General features: G+C 63.1%; 20 protein-coding genes. 10 read left to right on the plus strand and 10 right to left on the minus strand.

From position 1 onward, the window contains the following. Window positions 1-71 precede the first annotated feature (71 nt). The 3 genes from V5E97_RS07280 to V5E97_RS07290 form a co-directional block, all read right to left on the minus strand. Window positions 72-368, minus strand: a complete 297-nt coding sequence (locus tag V5E97_RS07280; protein ID WP_406698655.1) for a helix-turn-helix domain-containing protein — start codon at window positions 366-368, stop codon at window positions 72-74. Window positions 369-592: 224 nt separating this feature from the next. After that, complete coding sequence (locus tag V5E97_RS07285) at window positions 593-1,546, minus strand: DNA integrity scanning protein DisA nucleotide-binding domain protein (protein WP_406698656.1); 954 nt, start codon at window positions 1,544-1,546, stop codon at window positions 593-595. Between the two features lie 367 nt (window positions 1,547-1,913). Further along, window positions 1,914-2,849 (minus strand): hypothetical protein, encoded by a 936-nt coding sequence (locus V5E97_RS07290; protein ID WP_406698657.1) that lies wholly within the window; start codon window positions 2,847-2,849, stop codon window positions 1,914-1,916. Between the two features lie 548 nt (window positions 2,850-3,397). Between V5E97_RS07290 and V5E97_RS07295 the strand changes: the two genes are divergently transcribed. Then, window positions 3,398-5,269, plus strand: a complete 1,872-nt coding sequence (locus V5E97_RS07295) for a YncE family protein (RefSeq protein ID WP_406698658.1) — start codon at window positions 3,398-3,400, stop codon at window positions 5,267-5,269. A gap of 94 nt (window positions 5,270-5,363) precedes the next feature. On the opposite strand, the gene V5E97_RS07300 is transcribed toward V5E97_RS07295, so the two are convergent. Together V5E97_RS07300 and V5E97_RS07305 are read right to left on the minus strand one after the other, a co-directional pair. Then, a complete protein-coding gene (locus V5E97_RS07300) occupies window positions 5,364-6,713 on the minus strand; it encodes a sensor histidine kinase (RefSeq protein ID WP_406698659.1) in 1,350 nt (449 codons plus the stop codon). After that, window positions 6,710-7,444: a response regulator transcription factor gene (locus tag V5E97_RS07305; RefSeq protein ID WP_406698661.1), complete on the minus strand. Its 735-nt coding sequence runs from the start codon at window positions 7,442-7,444 to the stop codon at window positions 6,710-6,712. Before V5E97_RS07305 ends, V5E97_RS07300 begins: the two co-directional genes overlap by 4 nt. A 489-nt stretch (window positions 7,445-7,933) precedes the next feature. Here V5E97_RS07305 and V5E97_RS07310 point away from each other — a divergent pair, with 489 nt between their 5' ends. After that, complete coding sequence (locus tag V5E97_RS07310; protein WP_406698662.1) at window positions 7,934-8,614, plus strand: hypothetical protein; 681 nt, start codon at window positions 7,934-7,936, stop codon at window positions 8,612-8,614. Window positions 8,615-8,666: 52 nt separating this feature from the next. On the opposite strand, the gene V5E97_RS07315 is transcribed toward V5E97_RS07310, so the two are convergent. Then, entirely contained in the window at window positions 8,667-9,245 is a 579-nt protein-coding gene (locus V5E97_RS07315) for a hypothetical protein (protein ID WP_406698663.1), read from the minus strand. Window positions 9,246-9,630: 385 nt separating this feature from the next. On the opposite strand from V5E97_RS07315, the gene V5E97_RS07320 reads away from it, so the two are divergent. After that, a complete protein-coding gene (locus V5E97_RS07320) occupies window positions 9,631-12,633 on the plus strand; it encodes a DUF1553 domain-containing protein (protein WP_406698664.1) in 3,003 nt (1,000 codons plus the stop codon). A 90-nt stretch (window positions 12,634-12,723) separates the two neighbouring features. Here V5E97_RS07320 and V5E97_RS07325 read toward each other — a convergent pair whose 3' ends face one another. After that, window positions 12,724-13,077: a hypothetical protein gene (locus tag V5E97_RS07325; RefSeq protein WP_406698665.1), complete on the minus strand. Its 354-nt coding sequence runs from the start codon at window positions 13,075-13,077 to the stop codon at window positions 12,724-12,726. A gap of 418 nt (window positions 13,078-13,495) precedes the next feature. Here V5E97_RS07325 and V5E97_RS07330 point away from each other — a divergent pair, with 418 nt between their 5' ends. The 5 genes from V5E97_RS07330 to V5E97_RS07350 all read left to right on the plus strand — a co-directional run bounded on the left by V5E97_RS07330 (window position 13,496) and on the right by V5E97_RS07350 (window position 20,604). Beyond that, the gene (locus V5E97_RS07330) at window positions 13,496-14,644 is read left to right on the plus strand and encodes a serine hydrolase domain-containing protein (RefSeq protein ID WP_406698666.1); all 1,149 of its coding nucleotides are present in this window, start codon (window positions 13,496-13,498) and stop codon (window positions 14,642-14,644) included. Then, on the plus strand, window positions 14,641-16,080 hold the full coding sequence (locus V5E97_RS07335; RefSeq protein WP_406698667.1) for a DUF1501 domain-containing protein: 1,440 nt from the start codon (window positions 14,641-14,643) through the stop codon (window positions 16,078-16,080). The genes V5E97_RS07330 and V5E97_RS07335 overlap by 4 nt, the downstream gene beginning before the upstream one ends. A gap of 317 nt (window positions 16,081-16,397) precedes the next feature. Continuing rightward, the gene (locus V5E97_RS07340; RefSeq protein ID WP_406698668.1) at window positions 16,398-18,800 is read left to right on the plus strand and encodes a pilus assembly protein TadG-related protein; all 2,403 of its coding nucleotides are present in this window, start codon (window positions 16,398-16,400) and stop codon (window positions 18,798-18,800) included. 29 nt (window positions 18,801-18,829) lie between these two features. Further along, window positions 18,830-19,594 (plus strand): ABC transporter ATP-binding protein, encoded by a 765-nt coding sequence (locus tag V5E97_RS07345; protein WP_406698669.1) that lies wholly within the window; start codon window positions 18,830-18,832, stop codon window positions 19,592-19,594. Next, window positions 19,591-20,604, plus strand: coding sequence for an ABC transporter permease subunit (locus tag V5E97_RS07350; RefSeq protein WP_406698670.1), 1,014 nt, complete (start codon window positions 19,591-19,593; stop codon window positions 20,602-20,604). Before V5E97_RS07345 ends, V5E97_RS07350 begins: the two co-directional genes overlap by 4 nt. Before the next feature lie 145 nt (window positions 20,605-20,749). Here V5E97_RS07350 and V5E97_RS07355 read toward each other — a convergent pair whose 3' ends face one another. Both V5E97_RS07355 and V5E97_RS07360 read right to left on the minus strand, forming a co-directional pair. Beyond that, window positions 20,750-21,247, minus strand: coding sequence for a TadE family protein (locus V5E97_RS07355; protein ID WP_406698671.1), 498 nt, complete (start codon window positions 21,245-21,247; stop codon window positions 20,750-20,752). Between the two features lie 125 nt (window positions 21,248-21,372). After that, on the minus strand, window positions 21,373-21,858 hold the full coding sequence (locus V5E97_RS07360; RefSeq protein WP_406698672.1) for a TadE/TadG family type IV pilus assembly protein: 486 nt from the start codon (window positions 21,856-21,858) through the stop codon (window positions 21,373-21,375). A 380-nt stretch (window positions 21,859-22,238) separates the two neighbouring features. Here V5E97_RS07360 and V5E97_RS07365 point away from each other — a divergent pair, with 380 nt between their 5' ends. Beyond that, window positions 22,239-22,586: a hypothetical protein gene (locus tag V5E97_RS07365; protein WP_406698673.1), complete on the plus strand. Its 348-nt coding sequence runs from the start codon at window positions 22,239-22,241 to the stop codon at window positions 22,584-22,586. Window positions 22,587-22,684: 98 nt separating this feature from the next. Beyond that, the gene (locus V5E97_RS07370; RefSeq protein WP_406698674.1) at window positions 22,685-23,608 is read left to right on the plus strand and encodes an SMP-30/gluconolactonase/LRE family protein; all 924 of its coding nucleotides are present in this window, start codon (window positions 22,685-22,687) and stop codon (window positions 23,606-23,608) included. A 107-nt stretch (window positions 23,609-23,715) separates the two neighbouring features. On the opposite strand, the gene V5E97_RS07375 is transcribed toward V5E97_RS07370, so the two are convergent. Continuing rightward, a complete protein-coding gene (locus V5E97_RS07375) occupies window positions 23,716-24,930 on the minus strand; it encodes a glycosyltransferase (protein ID WP_406698675.1) in 1,215 nt (404 codons plus the stop codon). Window positions 24,931-25,039 lie beyond the last annotated feature (109 nt).

Consider the following 25,039-nt stretch of genomic DNA (forward strand, 5'->3'; position numbering starts at 1 on the left):
CCGTTCCGCAAGATCGAGCAGCCGCGAATTCGGAATGGATGCACGACTGGATGGGGTCTTCAGGGTGCCGTTTACAACCCGAAGCCGACTTCCTGATACGGCTCCCCCGGCCGGTGCCGGCGGATGCGGATCGAAACGGTTTGATCGAGCCGCTTCAGGAACTCCAGCAGCTTGGCTGTGGTAAACCGGCTGAAATGGCCGTTCATCAGATGCGACACTTCCGGCTGCTTGATGCCGAGCAGGGACGCGATTTCCCGTTGCTTAAGCTCCCTGGCCGCAAGCAGCTTGTGGACGTGGAATCCCAATTGTGCCCGAGCGTAAAGCTCATCGGCATCCTCAAGCCCCAGATCGGCGAAGACGTTTATCAATGGCCCCGAATCGTTACGAGGTTAGTGAACCCGAATTGTTACGAGACCAGAGGCTCTCTTGACCGGGCGGTTTCTTCCAGGTGACCAGCGACAAGGAGAATTCCCTCCGTGTTGCCTCCGTCAAGAATCTTGCCAGTGGATCGACAGGCAACGCACGGCCCTCGGTCGCCGGCTTTGTACTTACCTTCACGCACCTCGATTCCAGTCACAACAGCAATATCCGCTCAACTCGACTTTTCGAGCCGGCCGGGACCGGGTTCGGTCTCGGCGTCTTGCCACTTCATGGCGCGGGCGTGTTGCATCGGGGCGATTCGGAGGATGACCTCGCCTTTTTGGAAGAGGCGGACGGTGCCGGTGGACTGGCTGACGACGACGGCCAGGGCGTTGGTGACGTTGGTGATCGCGGCGGCGGCCCAGTGGCGGGTGCCCAGGCCCTTGGGAAGGGTGAGGCCGGAGTTGGGGGCGTCGATGATCCGACAGGCGGACTCGACGGTGCCGTCGCGGCCCACGATGAAGCCGCCGTCCATCTGGGCGATCTCCTTGATCGCCTCGCGAACGCGGGGGTCGCGGAGGTTGCGTTCCTTGCGTTTGTAGCCCTTGAACGGGTCGAACCCGAGGGCGCGGGTGCGGCTCAGGACGTTGCGGACGTCGCCGACGACGATGAGGGTGCCGACGGTCTTGCCTTCGCGCCCCTCACGACCGATCTCAACGGCCACGTCGACGACCGCCTTGAGCGTCTCGAACGGGACGGAGGTCTCCAGCGCTCGGAGGTCGCGCGAGCTGAGCTGTTCGAGGTGCTCGCCGAGCCGAACGACGGTGATCGAGTCGAGCGTCTCGGATTCGAAACCCGAGTAGGCGACGACCACGCGGGCTCCGGCCGTGAGTTGGTCGTTGGCCACCGCCTCGATCAGGGCCAGGGTGATCCGCTCGGTGATGGCGGACTCGGAGGCTTCATCCACCTCGATCGCGATCATGCCGGATTCGGTGATCGCCTTGAGGTGCCGTTCCGAGGATTCCGCGATCATGATCCGGCAGCCGTTGCCCAGGGCGGCGATCGCCTCCCAGTTCATCGGGCCTTCGGGGAGGATCAGGATCCCCATCGTTCCCAAACGGCTGGCCGCTTCGCAGGCCAGGGTCAAGAGAATCGTCGTCGCCTTATTCAGGGCGGTCGGCGTCACGGAGGCGGCCTCACTCAGCGAAGGACGTCGGTTCGGAATAGAATCAAGAGAAAAGAAGGGCCGGGGCCGCGGTCATTCTCTTTCACGCGTTCGAAGCAAACAGGGATCGTCACTCGATTCGGGTCGCCTGGCGCGAGCCACTCGGCTGGCAGAAGGGAGGCCCCGAATTGAGATCGCCAGCCATCGCTCGGAGCGAGGAGACCTGGGGCCTCCGTGAGCGATCGAAAATCGCCGCTCCGTTCTGGTCTGGTCAGGTTTGGCTTGTTCCTCAAGAAAAATCCGCCCCCTCCGCATTCCCTGGGTCCATCGGACGCCGGGCGGCGGAGAGGGCGGGGTATCCCTTCTCTCGGGGATTCAGACTCGAAGATTACTTGGCTTCTTCCTTCTTGGGCTCTTCGACCTTGGCCTCTTCCTTCTTGGGCTCTTCGACCTTGGCCTCTTCCTTCTTGGGCTCTTCGGGCTTGGCCTCTTCCTTCTTGGACTCTTCAGCCGGAGCGGGCTTGGCCTCTTCCTTCTTGGGCTCTTCAGCCGGAGCGGGCTTGGCCTCTTCCTTCTTGGACTCTTCGGCCGGAGCGGGCTTGGCCTCTTCCTTCTTGGCTTCTTCCTTCTTGGGCTCTTCCTTCTTGGCTTCTTCCTTCTTGGGCTCTTCGGCCGGAGCGGGCTTGGGCTCTTCCTTCTTCATCTCTTCTTTTTTGGCGGGCTCTTCGGCCTTCTTGGGCTCTTCTTTCGGCTTAGCAGCCGCCTGGGCATCGCGAACGGCCTTGATGTGCTTGTTCAGGATGCTCGCGCGGAGGTCGTAGAACGTCTGAAGGCCCTTGGTGGGGGGATGGATCCGGACGTCCTTTTGCGCGTTGATTCCTTCGATCGGCTTACCGTAGTTGGTGAACCAGGCGCCGAAGACCTCGGTGCTCACGCCGGTGCGATCTTTGATCGCCTTCTCGTCGGTGGCGCGGCCCGTGATCAGGATGTCGAGGATCGGGGGCGGGTCGATCGAGGTCTGGACCAAGCCGGCATCCTGGGCGGCAACGATCGCCTCGGCCACGGCGCGACGAGCGGCCTCGAGTTTGGCTTCGACCTCCGGGGGAATCGGAGCGGGGGTCTCGTCCTTGGGAGCTTCCGGCTTCTTCGCTTCGTCCTTGGGAGCGTCAGCTTTCTTGACGTCTTCCTTGGGGGTCTCCGCCTGCTTGACCTCAGGCGTCGAAGCGTCTTTCTTCTCGGGGTCCTGAGCAAACAACATGCGACCTGTTGCCGTCAGACCGAGCACCAGGGAGAGCGACAGCGCGAGCGTGGCGAAACGGCGCACCAGAGAATCTCCTGAAAATCGAGATAGTGTTCGGAGGATCATCCTCACTCCGTGCCCTGTGGGCCGGGATTCGCCGAGTGTAACGGTCATCCGGTCCTAGTGCCAGGTCATCGAGACCGGTCCCGTGGCGAAAGTGGTGAAGACCCAGTCTTTTCAACTGGTTTTCGCCCGAAATGCGCTCCCCTCCGTCACCTTTGGTGAGGTCGTGGGCGTTTCGATGGCTCCATCGAGACCGGTGGCGAATCACATTCCGATTTGACGTGAAAGGGGAGCCGATGCAGGCTGGCTGCCTGTGCGAATCCCGTCGTTTTTGCCAGAGAAATGGCGGCCTGCCGCCGAGTTCGGGCGAGGAGAAGTGGCCTCCCAGTGAGAGAATTCGGTGTTCCCGGCTCGTTCGGACAAATTCTGGGACGGATTGTGCCGATAATCCTCAGTGGTTGGGCTGAGTTGGTCAACGGACTCCGCCCACCGATCGCGTTGCCGGAGGTCAGGCTCTCCCGCCAATTAGGATGGCGCCTGCCGGTCGAGCCGAGTTTTGGGAGTCTGCGATGAATGAGTCAATGACGCGACCTCCTCGGAAAGTCCGGCCCTCGCTGGAGAGCCTTGAGGGTCGGACGCTACAGGCGACGAGCGTGACCGCGGCTGCGAACCTTGTGCCCGCCAACGCGCGGTTGCTCAACCGCCAGAATGGGATCTCGATCCAGGACCGGCGGATGTCGTACACGACTCCCCAGGGCACCCGCGTCATCGTCACGCTTTATGGAGTGGGCAGCCTGGCCGGCTCGACCGTCGATCCCGACGGCGCCTTGAACGTGGTGTTCAGCGAGACCGGCCCTCAGACGGGTATCGTCGCCAAGGTCTCGGGGGGGACCCGTCGCGCCACCTTGAGGAGCATCCACCACAAGGACCTCAATCCCGATGACCTCAGCGGGATCGGGAGCAGCCTGCTTAACGTGGTGAACTTCAAGGACTTCGACCTGGTTAACAACGGTCGGATCAACTTGACTGGCGGGGTCCACTCGCTCTACCTCAACTCGGTCGGCCGGAACACCCAGATCAACCTCCGCGAGGAACCGATCGAGTTCCTCACCAATGACGGCACGACGCCCACCTCGACCTCCTCGAACGGCGTGGACCTGGCGTTCGTCACCAGCCTGCTCGGGGCGAGCACGCTGACGAGCGTGGGGGGGCAGTTCATCCCTGACTTCAACGCGATCGCCAACAATATCCCGACCGGAGGGGACAGCACCATCGGTGTGAACCCGGGGCCGCCGCCGGCCCCTCCCGGGGTCGTCGCCGTGATCAACCACATCAAAGGCGCTCCGCGAAGCACGTCCGGGATCGAGAATCCGGAGGTTTTCGGTCTCGATTCCACGGCTCACACGCTGATCCGCTTCGACGCGGCCACGGGGGCCGTGCTTCAGACGATCCCGCTGACCGGGATGGGACCGCCGAACACAGGGGTCGCCCTCGGCCGCAACGCGGGCCGGCTCGTCGCCCTGGTCGGCGATGACTCCAGCATCCGGGCCTTCGACGTCATCACCGGTGACCCCGTCGGGCAATTTACCACGACCAACCTCGGGTCGCTCGGCCTGACGAGCATCGACGGGATCGGTTCGACCGACACCCGGACTGTGATCTCCGACTCGACGGCGGGCGCGGGGGGCCTCGCGCTGCGGATCGACGTTACCGCCAGCCTGGCCACGGGCCATGCCGTCGCGATGGGCGACCCGTTCACCCCCGAGCGTCAGTTCGAGCTCTCGGGGGGCCTGGCGAGTGTTCCCGCCTCCCAGACGATGTATGCGACCGGGGCCGCCCATTTCGATACCTTCCAGCCCAACCTCGTTCAGTACGGGGTGCTCTCCCTCAATACGGCCGATGACCAACTGGCCGAGACGGCGCGGACCCCGCTCAAGGTCAACGGCGATTTCGTGAACGCCGGTCCCGAAGGGTCGGTGGATAGCCAGCCCCCGCAGGTCCTGGGGAGCGTGGACCAGAGCCTCGCCCTGGTCACCGGCGTCGCCGACGGCAAGAACGTTGTGGCTTTGCTCAACCCGCAGACCCTGGCGTCGAACGGAACCCTCAAGCTCAACAATCCGAACCCGCTCACCGGCCTGAGCGAGTCGTTCCGCCCCGACCTGGCCAACTCGGCCCTGATCGACGTCCAGGGCAACGTTCAGTCGCTCCGCGCCAAGGATGCCACGGGCCTGGTGTTCAACGTTGCCGGCTTCATCAACCTGGCCAAGATCCATCGTGCGGCCGACTCGGTCCTCATCGGTCAGCCCTTCGGCCACGCCGAGATCCCCAGACGCTCCAACGTCGACATCATCTCGTCCCCCCGGCCCGTCGACGGACGCAATGGCGTGCAGGTCAATAAGAACATCAAGCAGATCGGCCCCTTGTCGCTGCCCGGCCGATAGTCGCACCTCCGGGCGGCTGGGGTCTCGAGACTCTAGCCGCCCGGACTGCTCGCTGTCTGATTCGCCCGAATGAACCACAACTCCAGGCACGACGTCACCGACTGTCGCGGCCTCTCAGGTCCAGGTTCGAGCCCGATTGAGCGGTGTGTGCGACTGCGGGCAATTCGATCGTGACGCTGAGGCCTGGACTCGCGTTGCTGGCGACGATCTTCCCGCCGTGGAGGGCGATGGCTCGCCTTGAAATGGAGAGTCCGAGCCCCACGCCCCCGTCGGATCGGCTCCGGGCGCCACCGACTCGATAGAAGGGCTCGAAAATGGTCGTGATCGCGTCCTCGGGCACACCGGTTCCGAGGTCTCGGACGGTGATCGCCGCGGTGCTGCCTTGCCGCCGCAGGGCGACCGCGACCTCGGTGCCATCAGGGGCGTGGCGGGCTGCGTTGCGGAGCACATTCTCGACGGCTCGACGGAGCAGCTCTCGATCGCCGATGACGGTGGCGGGTTCGTTCTCCAGGAGTGCGAACCGGCATCCCTTGGCCGTCGCCTCGATCATGGCTTCATCGACGAGGCACTTTAGCAGGCCGTCCAGTCGAATCTCCTCGTGGTCGCAAGACTGAGGATCCTCCTCGGCCGCGGACACCTGGAGCAATTCGTCGACGAGGTTGGAGAGGCGGTCCACTTCGTGCTTGATGCGATCGAGAGCCGTTTCACGGTCATCGCTGGTACGAGCGAGTCGGACTTTGAGGAGGAGCCGTGATAAGGGGGTTCGGAACTCGTGCGAGACGTCCTGCAGGAGCCTGCGCTGGGCCGTCATGAGGGTTTCGATCCGCTCGGCCATGAGGTCGAAGGCCCGCGCCAGCTCGCCGATTTCGTCGCGGCGGGTCGAGCCGGTGCGAGTCGTCAAGTTGCCCCGGCCGAACCGTTCCACCGCCCGGCGCAGGTCGAGCAGGGGCCTTCCCAGGTAGATCGCCAGGGCGTAGCCGAGTGCCGCGATCAGCAGGAAGATCCAGAGGTAATAGGGTAATAAGCCCCACGGATTGAACTTCGAATGGATCAAGATCAGGAGTCGAGACCCACCCGTCGGAGCGCTGGCCAGGACGAATTCATTGCCCACCGGTTTGGGGGGATTGGGAAAGGTGGAAGCGTGCGACAGCAGGGCGGACCGATCGCGGCCGTCGACCTGATCCCGGCCGTTTGCGTCAATCAGGAAATGCTTCGCCTCGAAGAGGTCGTCCAACCGCTCCAGGTAGCGTGCGAGTTGCGCGGGGCCCCCTTGTTCGTAAGCCGAACGAGCGTCCTCCAGTTGGAGGATCTGGATCTTGGCGATCAGGGTGATCCGCCCGGGGAGAAGCTCCCAGATCAGCCGAGTCGTCAGGGCGAACCCGACCAGGGACACGAGAGTCGTGCCGATGGCCCAGAGGAGGATCTTGGTGAAAATCGACCTCATCGGGCGTCCTCGCCGGTTGGGCCGGAACGATAGAGGTAGCCCACGCCCCGGACGGTCACAATCCGACTGCCGTACATCCCCAACTTCTTTCTCAGGCGGCTGACGTGGACGTCGATGGCGCGGTCGTATGGCGAAGCCCGGCGCTGGTAGAGGGCCGACATCAACTCGTCGCGCGAGACCACCCTGCCCGCCGCGCGGGCCAGGAACTCCAGGATGTCATACTCGATCGTGGTCATCGGGATGGCCGTCCCTGCGCACCAGACTTCGCGGGCCGCGGTGATGAGCTTGAGTTCCTCAATTTCGAGCAGTTCGCCGCAGTTCGGTGCGCGCCCGGATCGGCGGAGCACGGCACGGATGCGGGCCAGCAGTTCGTCGGGATCGAACGGTTTGGGGACGTAGTCATCCGCGCCGGCGTCGAGCCCCGCGAGCCGGTCCGCCTTCGCCGTGCGCGCGGTCAGCATGATCACAGGGAGCTGGCTCTGTCGCCGCATCTGGCGCAAGAGCGCGAAGCCGTCCAATCCGGGCATCATCACGTCGAGCAACAAGAGGTCATAGCCTCCGCCCAGGGCCCGGCTCAGCCCCCGCGGGCCATCGTGAACGGACTCGATCAGGATGTCTTGCTCGGCGAAGAACTCGCGCAAGAGCTCGCAGAGCTCAACATCGTCATCGATGAGGAGAATCGAGGGGGCAGGGGGATCCGCCGCTTCGCCGGGGCTCACTCGGCTATCCATATTCCCTTCTCACTGAATCTTGTGGAGAGACGTTCGCGGCTCCTTCAAGCGTAACGTTCGCTGGCGTCAGAGCCAACGCCCCGCGCAATGCCGGCCACGGCCGGTTGCCACAGCGCAACTCCGGCCATCCAGTAATCGTAATGAAATCTGTCAATTTTTCCGGTGTGTTGCACGTGATGGTTTCCGTTTGCGGATGTTGCTTGGAGGGAGCCTGTCGGTGGTCGGCGGGCGATTCTGGACGGCGAGCGGCATCAAGGCCCGCCCAAGCATGGTGGGACGGCCGCCAAGAACGCAACGAGGTGGATCACGGTGGCGACCCCTATTCCTCGCTTTGAAACCGAAGGGCCGGTTGACGAGTCCGGATTTGATCCAGAAGCCACACCGCGTTGGCTCATGGTTGGGCAAACTTCCTTGAGTAGCGTGTTCTTGGTGAATGGCGCAGGGCTAACCGTTCAGATCCGCAACCCTAATATCGCGACATTTCAGGAAATGTCGTCTCTCAGTGCGGATCGGCGTGAGTTCTGGATCACGGGCGCGAGTCCGGGGGAGACTTTCCTCGAGGTTCTTGACTCCAAATCGCAGCGCCCCGTGGCGCGGCTCCAGGTGAGCGTCAAGGATGAACGGCCTCTCAATATCGCCTTTCAGTTTGTGACCGACGATATCTTCGAGAAGACGAAACGCCCCTCTTTCGTCGCCGATGATTTGCACCTCGAGTTGAATAAAATCTTTCAGTTGCAAGCCAACGTCCGCTTCAAGAAGACGCGAGCCCTGGACGTTCAAGTGAATACCAACGTTTATCAGGTGATTCTTGAACAGCGGAATGGCAGTACCCGCAAGCCTCATCGCGAGTGGGACAAGATCGAGGTCGGAGCTGATCCGGACGCTGAGATCAATGTCTTCTTCATGCCCTGGTACTGGACCGATCGCACTCGCCCTTCGGGAATATTGGAGAGATATGGAAGCTTTATTTGCGTGGATCCAATGTCAGACGACGAAGTCAAGGTCGCATTGCCGCATATGGTCGGCCAATTCTTGGGCTGCTCTGTCGTTTCCAACGATCGCCAACGCCATCACGTTATGCACTGGAACCGCGCCGAGGGAGTGACCGGTCTCACCGAGCGACGCAATTTCATCCCGAGGGATTGCGCCAACCTCATCAACCCGTCTTGACCGTCGCAAGTTGATCGGACCGGGCGGAGAGCGGCGGGAACCACGAGTCGGATTATCCCCACACCTGCCAGCGGTAGAGCGCCGCGGCGGCCACCGTTGCCGCGATGAGGGCGGCGAGCCCGAGCCCGATGGTCGAGAATCGCGCGGCCGATTTCGCCATCGTGACGCGGCCGGCCGCCCGACCTCGCCTTCGGGCGATGCCCAACCCAATGATCCCGGTGCATGCGGCAGGCGACGCGAATTGGAGGAGTGCCACCAACTGCGAGGGGTGGGTCATCCGATAGATCAAGGTCTGCGGACTGACCCGTTCCTCGGTGATCTGCAGGGCGACCCCGTAAGCGATGAGCATCGCGGCGGCGATGCCAAGGACCATGGAGAGGACGCCCCACATCAAAGCGATCTCGTCGGCCGTTCTCGAGCGGATGTCGGCCCGTCGAGATGGCCAGCCGAGCATCAATGCGAGACCGCCCGCGCCCGAAAGCAGGATCGACCTCCCCCACGTCGACCATCGCGTTGGGAGGACCAGGGTGTAGCAGCCGACGAGGATGGCCGCCAGGCAGAACAGCAACACGGCCGATCTCAGCAGCGCCTGGATCCGATCGGCCAGCCGATCCCCGGTCGTGTCGGACATGGAACTTACCTCACTTCAAGACAGGTTCCGACGGCGTTATCAAAATCAGCCCTCACATGCACTCTACTCGGTCCTTCCTGATTTCTTCAATGACATGTGTCGTGGGAGAGGCGAGGCCGATACCGCAGGCTGGCGACGAGACCGCGGTCATCCCGCAAAAGATAATGACAAGGAAAACCGGGGCGGGAACGCTCGTCTCAGTGTGGGACTCGACTGGCTAGGAACGGTCGCTCCGTTGGGGCTACAATGATCCCACCGATCGGATCGACCCCGTGGACCATTGCTGACCTGTTCTCCCAGGGGAGAAAGCGGGATGGCTCCGCTTCAAGTTCAAGCCCGCGGCCGCCCGGCGGTACACCGCTCTCCAGGATGGCAGAGGATCACGATGCGAAACGGGATGATCATGGGATACCGCGTGGTGGCCTTGCTCGGGGCGATACTGGCCGGGCCGGTTGCGGCGAATGGGGCAGACGATCGCCTCTTTCGCGAGCAGGTCGCGCCGGTGTTGGAGGCTCGCTGCGTGGGCTGCCACAGTGGTCCTTCGCCCAAGGCGAAGCTTTCGCTCGCGACGGCCAAAGGGTTGGAGGCCGGGGGTGAGAGTGGTGCGGCGGTGGTGCCGGGGCGGCCCGAGGAGAGCCTGCTGCTGGACTCGATCGCGGGCGAGCCGCCGGAGATGCCCAAGACCGGAGGGCCACTCGAGCCAACGCAAGTGGCCAGCGTTCGGGCCTGGATTGCCCAGGGGGCGCATTGGCCCGACGGGTTGACGCTGCAAGCCAAACGTCCCGAGGCCGGCCCCTGGTGGGCGGTCCGTCCCTTGGCTCGGCCCAAGATTCCCGAGGTCGTGCGGCGAGATTGGTCGCGTACGCCGATCGATGCGTTCATTCTCCGCCGCCTGGAAGAAAAAGGGCTGGTCCCGAGCCCCGAGGCCGACCGCCGTACCCTGATTCGCCGCCTGACCTTCGACCTGCACGGGCTCCCGCCCACGCCCCAGGAGGTCGACTCTTTCGTGGGTGACCCGCGGCCCGACGCCTATGAGAGGCTGGTCGACCGCCTGCTCGCATCGCCCCGATACGGCGAGCGGTGGGGACGGCACTGGCTCGACGTCGTCCACTACGGTGACACTCACGGCTACGACAAGGACAAGCGGCGCGACCATGCCTGGCCCTATCGCGACTACGTCATCCAGTCCCTCAACGTCGATCTTCCTTACTCACGCTTTATCCAGGAGCAGATTGCCGGCGATGTGCTCTGGCCGGCGGATCCTCGTGGTGTCATCGCTACCGGCTTCGTCGCGGCCGGCCCTTGGGATTTCGTCGGGCACGTCGAACTTCGCGAAGGGACTGTCGACAAGGAGAAGGCCCGCCTCAACGATCGCGACGACATGCTCGCCAGCACGATGTCGACCTTTCAGAGCCTGACCGTCCACTGCGCCCGCTGCCACGATCACAAGTTCGACCCGATCCCGCAAAAGGACTACTATCGCCTCCAGGCCGTCTTTGCCGGGGTCGAACGTGGCGACCGGCCTTTTCTCGGCCGCGACTCGGCCGCCAAGCGAGCTGCACTCGATGAACGCAAAGTGGAACTCACCGCCCGCCTCGCCGGCCTCAAGGCCAAGGCCGACGCGGCGACCAGCCCGGAACTCGTCCGGCTTGGTGACGAGCTCGGGACACTTCGCAGGCAACTCGCCGCTTTGCCCGGCCCGACGGCCGCGATCCCGAGCCCGTCGAACGGATACCACAGTGGCATTGCCCCCGCGCCTGACGTTGTGAAGTGGGTCCAGGTGGATCTCGGCCGCCCGGTTCCGATCGCCGAGGTCCGCCTGATCCCGGCGCGGCCGACTGACTTCGCGGATACCCCGGGGTTCGGTTTCCCCGTCCGGTTCCGGGTCGAACTGGCCGATGACGAGACGTTCGCCCGCCCGGTGGTCATCGCCGACCAGTCGATGGCCGATTTCGCCAATCCGGGCCTTGCCCCCTACATCGTCCGTCCCGGTCCCGCTCCAGCCTCCGCGCGATTCCTCCGGATCACGGCCAGCCGGCTCTGGAAGCGGAGCGACGACTATGTCTTCGCGCTCGGCGAGTTGGAGGTGATCTCCGGTGGCCGCCTTGCCGCGGTGGCCGCCGTCACGGCGCTCGACTCGATCGAAGGAGGCCGCTGGGGCCGCGCTCGGCTTGTCGATGGCTTCGATAGCCGCTCTCGGCTCGATGAACTTGCCGATCCCGTGGCCCGCGAACGGCTCGAGTTACAGTACCAGGTGCAGGAGACCCAACGGCGCTACGAGGCCCTGAAGGAGTCGGAGGTCGACACCGGGATTCGCGACGGGATCGATCGGACTGTCGCGGACCTTTCCTCGCTCGACGGGCAAGTCAAAACGATCCTGGCGGCCGACCGGGTCTACGCCGTGGTTGCTCGCGACCCGCGAACGATCCACTTGCTCAACCGGGGCGATGTCGAACAGCCCGGCGAGGTCCTTAGCCCCGGTGCTCTGTCGTGTCTGCCAGGCCTCGATTCCGACTTCAGCTCGACCGCCACCAAGGGGGAGGGGGCTCGTCGCGCGGCGCTCGCCGAATGGATCGGCAACCCTCGCAATGTCCTGACCTGGCGTTCCATCGCCAACCGGCTCTGGCACGGCCATTTTGGCCGGGGCCTGGTCGATACGCCCAACGACTTCGGCCGCAACGGATCCACGCCGTCCCATCCCGAGCTCCTCGACTGGCTGGCGGTCGAGCTCCTCGAGAACGGCCAATCGCTCAAGGGCCTACATCGGTCGATCGTCCGCAGCGCGACCTACCGCCAGTCATCGCGGCATGAGCCGAACGCGGCCGCCCAGGACGCGGATAACCGCTGGCTCTGGCGGATGAATCGAACCAAGCTCGATGCCGAGTCGATCCGCGATGGTGTGCTCGCCGTCAGCGGCACACTCGACTCGAAGATGGGGGGGCCTGGCTTCGAGCCCTTCCGGTTCAAGGACGACCATTCACCGATCTACGACCATGGCGACCCCGACCGGACGGATAGCCCCGAGACCCGACGGCGAACGATCTACCGGTTCATCGTCCGGAGCGTCCCCCACCCGTTCCTCGAGTCGCTCGACTGCGCTGACCCGAACATCAACACCCCGGTCCGCGCGGCCACCATCAGCCCCTTGCAGGCCCTGGCCCTGCTCAACGACCGGTTCATGATCCAGCAGTCACGGGCGTTTGCCCAACGGCTCGAAGCCCTGAGCGATGACCCGGCGCTGCGGATCGACGAAGCGTACCACCTGACGCTCGGCCGTCCGCCTCGCTCCGACGAACGCGCGGTTCTAGTCGCATTCGCCGAGAAGCATGGCCTTGCCAACGCTTGCCGGCTGCTCTTCAATACAAATGAATTTGTTTTTGTTGACTAGAATTGAATTCCCGTGGATCGAGCTTCACGAAATGCAAGCGGCCCCGGACTCGCTCGTCCGGGGCCGCTTCGTGTTCCCGCTGCTGATGAGTCACCAGGGCTGAGGGCGGCGGATGTAGATCGGAGGGATGCCGTCGCCGGGCCGATTCGCCACCAGGCCGCCGCCAGGTGTGCGGTAGACAGGCAAGGGGGGCAAACCATCCCCCGGTCGATTGTAGATGAACCCGCCGCGATAACCGTCGCCGTACCCACCGCGATATCCGCCGTATCCGCCGCGGTAGCCCCCGCCGTACCCACCACCGTGCCCGCCCCGGTGGCCGCCGTAGTGGCTGCCCCCATATCCGCCGCCGTAGGGATGATCCGCCTTCGCCTCACTGGTGGCCAAGCAACCCACCGCGACCGCCACCATGCCGAACAGTTGGGCCGCCATCTTGGTGATACGCATGGGATCCGACTCCTTTTTTTTTCGTTAGCCAGGCACTTCACGGTCTCGGGCGACTCGACTTCGATCACCCCGCTACCTCACTATCCGCAAGGGGCCGCTCGAACGTGCAACGGCCGGCCAATATTTTTTTCGGTTGAAACTTCTGCCTCGAAGTGCGGCCTTGCCGGGGGCTGCCGACTCCTGTTCAATACGAAGGAGTTCGTGCCTCTCGCCGCGAGATTGCCGTTGAGAGGATGTGCGCCGCGGACCGACTGACTTGTGTCTTGTCGGGTGGGCACGGCCCACCAGGAATCGGCCGTGGCGTGCAGGACATGCCCGAAGTCGCGGGAAACCATTGAGATCCCCCTCCCTCAGTGCGCTTCCGGCCGTGCCGTACTTTCCGAGTCGGTGTGGATTTCAATGACGGAGAATCGCTGTCATGAGACGAGATCGGCCCTGGATATCGGCTCTGGTTCCGCTGGCTCTTCTGTTCGTTCCTTCGAGCGGCCTGGTTGTCACGGCTCGGGCGCAGGACCTGGCCTCGAAGGTCGAGGAGTTCCTGGAGGCCCGCGTCCAGCAGGATCGCTTCAGCGGGTCGATCTTGGTGGCCCGCGACGGCAAGGTGCTGGTGCGGCGGGGCTATGGAATGGCCAGCCTCGAGCATGGTGTCCCGAACTCGCCCGAGACCAAGTTTCGATTGGGCTCGATCACCAAGCAGTTCACGGCGATGGCGGTCATGATCTTGCAGGAACAGGGCAAGATCGACGTCCATGAGAAGATCAAAAAATACATGCCTGACTCTCCGGCGGCGTGGGACGAGATCACGGTGCGGCACCTGCTGACCCATACGTCGGGGATTCCGAGCTTCACCGGCTTTGCCGACTATCCGAGCATGATGCGGCGGCACATGGCGCTGGAGAGCCTGGTCGGTAGTTTCAAGGACAAGGCACTCGAGTTCCAGCCGGGCGATCGGTTTGCGTACAGCAACTCGGGATACGTCTTGCTCGGCTTCTTGATTGAAAAGGTTTCTGGGAAACCCTACGCGACTGTTCTTCAGGAATCGATCTTCGACCCGCTCGGGATGAAGGAGACGGGCTACGACAACCCGATCCCGGTCCTGAAGCATCGCGCCTCGGGTTATGCCGCACGTGGGCCGTTTCGTGTTAACGCCTCTTTCATTGATATGACAATTCCCCACGCCGCCGGTGCCCTCTACTCGACGGTGGACGATCTCTATCTCTGGGATCAGGCGCTCTTGACGGAGACGCTGCTGCCCAAAGCGGCGCGCGAGGCGATGTTCACGCCCGACAAGAAGGACTATGGTTACGGTTGGAGCATCGCGAAGAAGTATGGTCGGCGGACCGTCGCCCATGGCGGGGGAATCAACGGGTTCGTCACGCACATCTTGCGATTCCCCGATGATGAGGTCTGCGTCATCGTCCTGAGCAACGTCGAGGGGACACGCGTCGACGCGATGGCCCAGGACCTGGCCGCGATCGCACTGGGTGAGAAACCGATGAAACCCGGCGAGCGTAAAGAGGCGAAGCCCTCGCGTAAAGAAACGTCTTTGCTTAAGGAGAAGTCATGACGCCGAGCCAACTCGATCGCCGCAGCTTCCTCTGGAGTGCGGGAGGCGGACTCGGGGGCGTTGCGCTGGCGCACCTGCTGGGCGCGGAGGGATTGCTTGCCGAAACTCTCGACGCGAAGGGCAGGGGGGAATTCGGCGGTGGCTTGCACCACCGGGCCAAGGCCCGCAGGGTGGTGCAACTGTTCATGTCGGGCGCGGCCAGCCAGTGCGATACGTTCGACTACAAGCCGCTCTTGATTCGCAAGCATGGGGAGCCGTTCGACCCCGGCGGCAAGGTCGAGCTCTTTCAGAGCACGCCCGGCGCGGTGATGAAGAGTCCCTGGTCGTGGTCGCGGCATGGCGAGTGCGGCAAGTGGATGAGCGGGTTGGTGCCCCACCTGGCCGACTGTGTCGACGACATGGCCTTCCTGCCGTCGATGGTCTCCAAGTCGAACGTGCATGGGCCGGCGACGTTCATGCAGAACACGGGGTTCGTGCTCCCTGGGTTCCCCAGCATGGGGGCCTGGGTCTCGTACGGGCTCGGGAGCCTGTCGGACGACCTCCCTGCGTTTGTCGTCCTGCCCGACTCGCGCGGGTTTGCACCCAACGGGCCGGCGAACTGGGGCGCGGGGTTCTTGCCGGCCTCGTTCCAGGGGACGATGGTTCGCGCCGGCTCCAAGAGCCCGATCTTCGATCTCTTTCCTCCCGAGGACGCCGCGCTCACCCCCGAGGGAGAACGCGACGGCTTGGAACTCTTGAACGCCATGAACCGATCGCATCGCGCGGGGCGCGAGGGAGACTCGCGGCTCGATGCGCGGATCGCCTCGTACGAGCTGGCGGCTCGGCTCCAACTGAGTGCGCCCGAGGTGCTCGATCTCACGGGCGAGAGCCGGGCGACTCGTTCGCTTTACGGGCTCGACGAGGAACCGACAGCCGACTTCGGTCGCAACTGCCTGATCGCGCGGCGGTTGCTCGAGCGGGGCGTCCGGTTCGTGCAGGTCTGGAGCGGTGCCGACAACGGGTTTCCCCGCCGCAACTGGGATTCGCACGAAGACCTCGCCCGCGACCATGGCGCCATGGGCCTGAGCATGGATCGCCCCGCCGCCGCCTTGCTCAAGGACCTGAAGTCACGGGGGCTCCTGGACGACACCCTCGTGATCTGGACCACCGAGTTCGGCCGGATGCCTTGCAGCCAAGGGGGAAAGGGCCGCGACCACAACCCGTTCACCTTCACCTCATGGCTGGCCGGCGGCGGTATCAAAGGTGGAACGACCTTCGGCGCCAGCGACGAATGGTCGTATAAAGCGGTCGGCGATCCTCTTTCCTGCTACGACTTGCATGCCACCGCGTTGCACCTGCTCGGTATCGACCACACTCGGTTGATTTTTCGCCACAATGGCATCGATCGACGATTGACCGATGTTCATGGCCAGGTGATTCGGGATATCCTGGCCTGAGTGGTCGACTGCGATTGGTTTACGAGATTTTTTCGGCGGATTCGTCCGTTTGATTGGCCGTTGCCGGAACGGTGGCCTAACGTTGAGTTGGACACTCCAGACAGCTCTCTATCGTGGATCGAGTGCAGCGTTCCGTTGGCTCGGCTCGCTCTCTTTTGCTCTCGAGCATCAGGTCGGCTTCCGCCTGCCCGTACTCTGGAAGCCGGCCGGCTGAAGCCTGGGCAACGGGCTGGGAGAGCCGCGCAGTGCGATTGGGCTGTGTCCATCCTCCGGGAAGATTGAAGCACATCCCCCAATACGCGACGAAGCCCATGAAGATGGATCACGAAACCTCCCGCTCACGAGGTCTGATTATCCCGATCTTGGCCGTGGCCATGGTCGCGCTGATGGGGTTCATTGCGTTGGCGATCGATATCGGCATGATTGCCGTTGCCCGTACTCAAAGCCAGAACGCGGCGGACTCGGCGGCCATGGCCGGAGCACGTGCGCTGAACGGCGACACCGATGGCGGTTACAACGAGGCCGGCGCGAAGACCCAGGCGTTGAACGTCGCGATGTCGAGTACGATTCACGCCAAGGGGGTTCCGAAATCGCAGATTGATATTAAAGTTGGTTCTTATACGTATAGTTACGCTCAGGCAAAGTTCTCGCCCAACATCCCGTCCCTTTCGACGGATACGCCGAACCTGGTGAAGTCGACAGTCAGCGCGACGGGTAAGAATGTTTTTGGTCGCCTGCTGGGGAGTGCGGCGTTCAACCTCAGCTCGACGGCGACGGCCGTGCACCGGCCGCGTGACGTGGCGATCATCTTGGACCTGTCCGGGTCGATGCGGTTTGACAGCTTGTTGGGCGCTCCCTACTCAGGCACGCGCACTCAGTCGAACAACCCTGAGTCGGTCTTTCCTCGGTTTGGCCATTACTCATCGTTGCCGGGCTTGCAGAACACGACCGGTCCCGACGTCATCGGCAGCGATACCGTCGGTCTTGCCAATATCACCGTGGCGACCGATGCGGGCAACCCGATCGTGGGGGACTTCTATCAGAACGCGTTGGGGGCCACACCGATCCCCGCTTTCACCCCTGCGCCGGATAGCTACGCGACCGATCCGGATGGCGACACGCCGCTGGTGAAATACCGCGCCACCACCTATGGTCAGACGGTCCAGCAGATCACCAACGGGGCCACCTTCAACGGCTATACGCCGATTCCGTTCACCGGCTACACAGGGCCGGCGGTCCCCGAGTTCAAAGGCTATACCCGAGGGCCGCGTTACTGGGGCAAGACGTTCTTCCTCTGGCCTCCCGATCCCCGCACCGCCAACGATTGGCGGCAGAAATTCTTCGGCACCAACGACAATACTAAGCTCTGGGATACCTCGGGCAATTGGAGAGTCCCCAGTTCCACAACCTACTCCATCAACTACACGGCCATCCTGGCCTGGATCAAGCAAACGCCGAATCCGTTTCCCACCAAGCTTCGGGCTGGTCGGATCCTTTACTACGACGCGATCCCGAGCACGATCAGCACGTCATCGTACCCCCCCTCCGATCTGAACCAGCGCTTCTGGAAGGAGTACATTGACTACGTCATCGGGCTTTACCAGAAAACCTCGTCATCCTGGGACGTGGTCACGAAGTATACGGGCTACGGTGACGACTATACGTGGGGGACGATGAAGATTAGCGCGAAGCCGACGGGTACGGGCAACGCGAACTACATGAACTATAGTGATAATCCCGAGCGGCCCAAGCTCCATTTCTGGTTCGGGCCGATGACGATGATCGACTTCCTGGGCAATTACAACATGTGGAGCCAGTACGCCAACTGGAATCCCTACTGGCCGGGCAATTGCCACGAGGGGCCGCTCTGGGCCTGTAAGCTTGGCGTACAATCCGCCTTGCAAGACATCAGGAATAATCACCCCAACGACTTCGTCTCGCTCATGTACTTCAGCACGCCGAAGTACTCGGCCAGCGGAAGCGGGAGCTTCAACCGGGTCCGTGTGCCCCTCGGTCGCGACTATGCTCGGTTGAGCGACACGCTCTGGTTCCCACCATCAACCATCGACACGCCGGGCACCGAGATCCGCCCCTACGACGATGACAACCTTGACGTGCCCCGCGCCTTCGGCGGGACCACGACCGTCATGGGGTTCATGCTCGCCTACAACCAGTTCAGCGGCAACTCGTCGCTTCGCACCTACGCCCCTTCCCCTGCGCCTGCCGGCGAGGCCGGCGGACTCGGACGCAAAGGCGCCCAGCGGCTGGTGATTCTCGAGACCGACGGCATGGCCAATACCGCGGCCTCGGCCACGTTGACGAATGCAGGAGCGAATAACTCTTATTATAAAGTACGCCAGCCGGGGGAGTACCCGACCAACTCGGGCACGGTCACCACGCAGATCTATTCGGTGGTGAACCAGATCTGTGCGCTCGAGACCGCCAGTTCTCCGGGCTATTCCACCACGCGGAAGCCGGTTCTGATTCATTGCATGGGCTTGGGCCCCATCTTCGATCCGAGCACGAGCAGCAGCCAACGCGATGCGGCACTCGACCTGTTGCAGAACATCCAGTACATTGGCGGTACTCAGGCGTCAGCATCGACTCCGCTGGCGTCATATAAGATCATCACCGGGACGTCGCAACAGCGCGCCGACAAGATCCGTCAGGCGTTCAGCGCCATCATGCAAGACGGAGTCCAGGTGTCATTGATCGAGTGAGCTCTCCAGGGAAAGGAGCGCAGGCTTCGGTGTTATCGCCGGCTGCCGCGGTTGCGGAATTCAGAAACGTAGGTAAGCACTATCTCAGCCCTCGCGGGGCCGGCGCCTGGGCGGTCCGCAACGTGGACCTTCGAATCGAACCGGGCCAGGTCTTTGGCCTGCTCGGCCCCAACCGGGCCGGTAAGACGACCCTGGCCAAGCTCTTGCTCTCGCTCTGCCGACCGAGCGAGGGGGAGGTCCTCCGCTTCGATCGTCCGGTGGAGGTCCGCCGGACCCTGGCCCGCGTTGGCTACGTTCACGAGGCCCCCGCCTTTCCCCGTGACCTGAACGCCGTCGGCCTTCTCAAGTATTACGGGGCCTTGTCGCTGGTGCCGACTGCCGAGCTCCGCCAGCGCATTCCCGCCTTGCTCGAGCGCGTCGGCCTTGCCGATCGGGTCCGAGAGCCCATCGGCGGCTACAGCAAAGGGATGACTCAGCGGCTCGGGTTGGCTCAGGCCCTCTTGAACGAGCCCGACCTTCTCGTCCTGGACGAGCCGACCGAGGGACTCGACCTGGGAGGGCGGCAACTCGTCCGCGACATCGTTCTCGAGCAACGCGAGCGCGGACGGACGGTCCTCTTGATCTCCCATGCCCTGAGCGATGTCGAGCACCTGTGCGACCGTGTCGCGGTGCTCGTTGAAGGGCGGAAGGTTTACGACGGTTCGCTCGCCGACTTGAAGCGGGCCCCGGAATCGGGCCCGCCCCGGTCTTTGGAGCAAGCCTTGAGCGATCTCTGTCGGAGACCCGCGGTATGAGCCGTTTCGACATGCTCCGGACCGCCGCCTGGTTGATCCGCGACACGTTTCGGCAGTCGCTGGAATCAAGGGTCTTCTGGATGATGCTGGCGCTGAGTGGCCTGGGCGTTCTGACCTGCCTGAGCATCGACGTCCAAGGGGGCGCACCCTTGCATCGGCCGGACGAACGGCCCGACTTCCTTCCGCGAACTGCCTCGGACGCGGAGCGGGCGTTGGCCCCTCGCGACGGTGTGGACATCGCCAACGGCTCGTTGACCCTCGCCTTCGGCGCGTTCCGGATTCCTCTGGGCCGCGACTCCCAGGACGCGGTTCACTTCATCCAACTCGTCCTGGCCGCCGGCGCGGCGGACACGGTCGGCTTGCTCTTGGCCCTGGTCTGGACCGCCGGGTTTTTACCCGCCTTTCTCGCGCCGGGGGCGGTCACGGTGCTGCTGGCCAAGCCCGTTCCTCGCGGTTTCCTGCTCCTGGGCAAAGCTCTGGGAGTGCTCACCTTCGTCGCGTTCCAGGCGACGGTCTTTTTCCTGGGCACCTGGACCGCGCTTGGGATTCGCACCGGGATCTGGGATTCGAGCTACCTGTGGGGAATCCCGCTGCTCGTGCTCCAGTTTGCCATCTTCTTCAGCGTCTCTGCGCTGATTGCGGCGAACCGGCGGCGCACTGTGGCCTGTCTGCTCGGCTCGTTCCTCTTCTGGTTCCTCTGCTGGGGAACGAACTACGGCCGGCACGCGGCCGTTGCCTTGCCCGAACTCAACCGTGAGATCGCGCCGCTCTCCCCGTGGCTTCGAGGCACCGTCGAGGTGGGATACTGGGCTTTGCCCAAGCCGGCCGATCTCAGCATCATCCTGAGCCGAGCCATCGATGCGGAACACCACTTCACCGCCGTCCCCGAGTTCGAGACCGTGCAGCGGATCCACCGGTTCCACCCTATCTTGTCGGTTCTGAGTTCCCTTGTGGCCGCCGGCTTGATCTTCGCGGCGGCGGTCCGGAGCTTCGCGACGACCGACTATTAGCGCCGTGGACCGACGATGTGACCCCGAGGCGATGGCCCAAAGAACGGGGCAGAGGTACCGGCGACACAGAGCGCTCGGCCTCTGATCCGCTCGCACGAGAACGGCTCGAGGCGGATCCGATCGGGTTGTGTCAGGTCAGATCAGATCAGTTGGCTTCGCACCGCATCATCGCCTGGGCGCGCACTTGGAATGTACTGTTCATCAGTAGGAGGCGAGGCGCTGCGGAAGTGTACGTGCCTGTGATTTGCACCATGACCCAGTCGCCGAAGCGGGCGTCGGTCCAGAGGCCCAGGTTGGCGCCTGTGGTCGGGTTGACCCTGAAGACCTGGATCGTGGGATTCCCGGAGCTCAACTGCCTCTCTTGGCCCGCGAGCTTGCCGCGGACAAAGGTCTGGATTTCCGCGGTCGTCTTGTCGTACGCATGGACGACGGCGTAGCGGGCTCCTTCACGGGCCGCGTGATCCATGAGGTTCTTCATCATGGCGAACCGGCTGTACTCGAAGATACCGAAAAGCATCATCAAGAAGATGGGGAGAACAATGCTGGCTTCGACCAATACCGCTCCGCGGCGTCGCGCTGACTTGGAGGTAAAGCGGAAGCTGGGCCTTTGTTTGAAGATAGGGTGATGTCTTTCGTCTGTCATGAGGGCGGTCTCGGCTCCTTTTTTTTGTGTGCGCGATCTGGGAGCGACCCCGGTTGCCTGAAGCGTCTGATGCCGTCGCGGTCTCTGAAGGTGGGAGCGTGAGGGGGAGGGAGATTGAAGCTGAGTCAGTTGATCGGGATCGACGTCGGCACGGTCAAGGGAATGTCCCGCATCGAGCTCCAGAAACAGGTGGCCGTGAGTGTATTTGAGCCAATAAGGTTATTCATCACAATCCATCGTACGCTATTGGATGGTATTGTCGCGGTGATCTGGAACTGGTCGAGCTGATCGGCCGTCCTGGGATCGGTATTGGCGGCGGTCGTCAGGTTGGTCACGGTGACGGTCGCACCGGCCGTCCTGATCCCGGCCTGGGTCAAGTAGTTGAGGACGGCCTGCTGAACTTCCGCAACGCTGAGCTGGCCGGTCGAAGCGCAACGACCTCCCTCGCGCGCGGCGTTGTTGAGGATCTGGGTGGCGTCGATGAGGCACCCCATGTCCCAAACACCCATCAGGAGCGTGAGCAAGAGCGGCAAAGTCAGTGCCAGCTCGACCGCGGCGGTTCCGCGTCTCGGACCCAAACAGGGGCGAGCCGAAGTTCTGTTAAGTTTCAAGACCTGCACCCTACCTTCAAGCAAGGGGCCGATTCCGAATGCCTTGGCACGCGCGATTCCATCCCAAGCTCAATCGAAATACCAAACCACGGCCAATTCGTACCGGACGGAGTCTCTCCCTTGGCTCAAGCATAGATCGCCAGACGAAAAGAGCCTACGAAATCGGGCCGGAAATCGGGAGACTCAACGCCATTCCATCGAAAGATGTTGCAGGGGAACCACATGGAACGACACGCTCGACTCGAGAAATGTATTTTTTCTGGCCTTTTGTATAGTGGTGGCCGCATCCAGTAAAACTTCATCGCACTCGATTCAATACGTCTCGCTTGCTATTCTGGGTGTTAGTCAACGACCTCGAACTCAATCGATGGGAGGGGGCAATGAAGAAATCCTTTTCTGAGCAATGGTACCGGCATCGGCCTCACCATGCCTTGGGCCTGCTCGCGATTGCGGGGGCTCTGGGAGGAATCACCCTGCTCTTCCAACCCGGGCCTGCAAGGCGTGTGGCCATCGTCGGAGGTCCCCGGCCTGTCGCGGTTCAGTCCCCCCTGAGACCGAACGCTCCGATCCTGTCTGTTCCGGAGGATCTCAGGCCCACCGACCGCTGTGTGATTGAGGCGCCCCAGGTCGACGATCGGTTTGTGTTCCGTGCGCCTCAGGTGGATGATCAGTTCGTCGTGGCGCCTCTGGTGCGGGGACTTCGGGTGCCGGCTCGAGTCTCGAAATGAGCTCTCGTTGCTGAGTCTGCCCTTCCTCAAGAGCAAGCGGGCGTTGCCAACATTCTGAGCCGTTCTTGTCCCCCTCCGAATCCTGGAGCCTTGGCCTTATGTTTCCAACCTTGCTGACGCTGGCCCTCACGATATCGGCCGCCCCCGAAACGACCTCCGGCGTTGTTGCGCCGGGGGCGACGCTCGAGAAGCTCTGGGACCAAGGGAGCTTCACCGAAGGGGGAGCACTGACCCAGGACGGGTCAATCCTGTTCTCCGACATCGGCGACCGGATCATGCGGTTCGACCCTGCGACGAAGGCCGTCACGGCCTTCCGCGACCCGAGCGGCCGGTCCAACGGTCTGATCTTCGATCCTCAAGGGCGGTTGATCGTTGCCGAGGGGGCGAATACCGGCGGTGGGCGGCGGGTCTCGATCACCGAGCGCGACGGCAAGATCCGCACGCTGGCCGACGGCTACCAGGGGAAGCGATTCAACAGCCCGAACGACGTGGCCGTCGATGGCAAGGGGCGGGTCTACGTCTCCGACCCCCGTTACGTCGGAGACGAGCCCCGCGAACTCGACTTCGAGGCCGTGTTCCGGATCGATCCCGACGGCCGGGTCGTCCGGCTGGAAACGACGGCCCGCAAGCCGAACGGCCTGGCGATCAGCCCCGACGGCAAGATCTTGTACGTCGCCGACACCGGCCCCTCCCGACGCGCCCTGCTGGCGCTTGATCTCGGCGAGGACGGCAGCGTCGGCCCTCCTCGCGTCCTCCACGACTTTGGCGATGGCCGGGGCATCGACGGCCTGACCGTGACGACCGATGGTCGGCTCGTCGTCACGGCCGGCAACGGGCCCAAGGGGGGCGTTTATATCTTGACCCCCGCCGGTAAGCCGGCCGGGTTCATCCCCACCCCCGAGGCCCCCTCGAACGTCGAGTTCGGCGGCCCTGAGCGAAAGACCCTCTACATCACAGCCGGCAAGAGCCTCTACCGGATCGAGACCACGATGACCGGCCATCACCTCTGGCCCCCGCGCTGACGACCGCCCATTGGCCTGAACCGACGATGGGACGAATATCGTCGGTTCATCAGGAGCCCACTTGCCGGGCTCCGTGGGCAGACGCCGTCGATGCCGAGCGGGTGGCATCAAGGGGGTCTGTTGGTCACCCGCTCGAATAATTCCACGAGGCGAGGGAGCGTGACGTCCAGCGCATAGCGGCGGCGGATCAAATCGGTGCCTTGCAGGCCGAGGTGGCGATAGGAAGCGGGATCACGAAGGACGTCGAGCGCTCGTGCCGCGAAGCCGTCCACGTCGAAGAAATCCTCAAGCAGGCCGGTCTCTCCATCGACGATCATCTCGCGGACCGGGGCGGTGTCCGAGGCCAGGATCGTGCAACCGCAGGCCAAGGCGTTCATGAGCGACCAGGAGAGGACGAAAGGCACGGTCAGATAGAGATGAAGGTCGCTCAGGCTGAGAATATCGACCAACGTTGACGCGGGGACGAGCCCGGTGAACACGAATTTGGAAAGGTCGTAGTTTTCCTGGGCAAGCACATGCTCGCGAAAACTCTTGTGCTTGATTCGTTTCTCATCGCCGCCATAGCAGATCCGGTCGCTGCCGACGACGATGAACAAGACGTCGGGGTACGACTCATAAATTCGCTTGGCGGCCCGCATGAAAATATCGAACCCGCGCATCGATTCAAACCCGCGGCTGACGTAGGTGACGATCCGGGTCGATGCGGGGATCTCCCGGCCGCCGATCCGGCGCGGCGCCCCCTCGCGGCGGCAGTAGAGATCGGTCTCGATGCCATCGAAAATCACGTCGATCTTCGATCGTAGCTCGCTCGGGAAGAGGCTGCGTTGAAACTCCGTCGGGCTATACCCGGCCTTGCAATTGACGAGGTCGAGCAGAATCATCGCGTTACGTGCCTGAGAGCGTAACCGATCGAGTTCCCCTGGCGGCGATTCCGGCCGGAAGTCCAGGTCGGAACCGTGCGAATGATAGAAATATTCGAAATAATTGATAATAGGGACGCCGGGGTAGAGCTCGGAGAGGAACAAGGTCGAGCCGAACCCACTATGTCCGACGATCAGGTCGGGCCGGAGATCCGGGTGGGCCTTGCACGCGTCATAGACGCCGTGACTGCTCCAGATCGCGTTTTCAAACGTGCGGCTGCAATAGTGGTTCGTCCCCCGGGCACCCCCCGCTGTCTGGTATTGGATCTTCCGGATCCCCGAGTCCTCGCCGGGCGCGACCTTCGAGAGAAACGTGCAACTCCATCCCAACTTGCGAACGAGGTGCCGGGCGATGTGGCCGAACTGAGCTGGAAAGTTCTGGTGGGTGAAGATGATATTCATTAAAAAGACGCCAAATGCCTTGGATGCTTAATTGTGAAAGTATATTATTGGAGTTGGTGGATTTGTGGTTTTTGTGGGGTGGGTGTCAATCCGCCTCTCCGGTGTTGTA

Origin of the sequence: Singulisphaera photorubra (assembly GCF_045290345.1) — a bacterium.
GTDB lineage: Bacteria > Planctomycetota > Planctomycetia > Isosphaerales > Isosphaeraceae > Singulisphaera.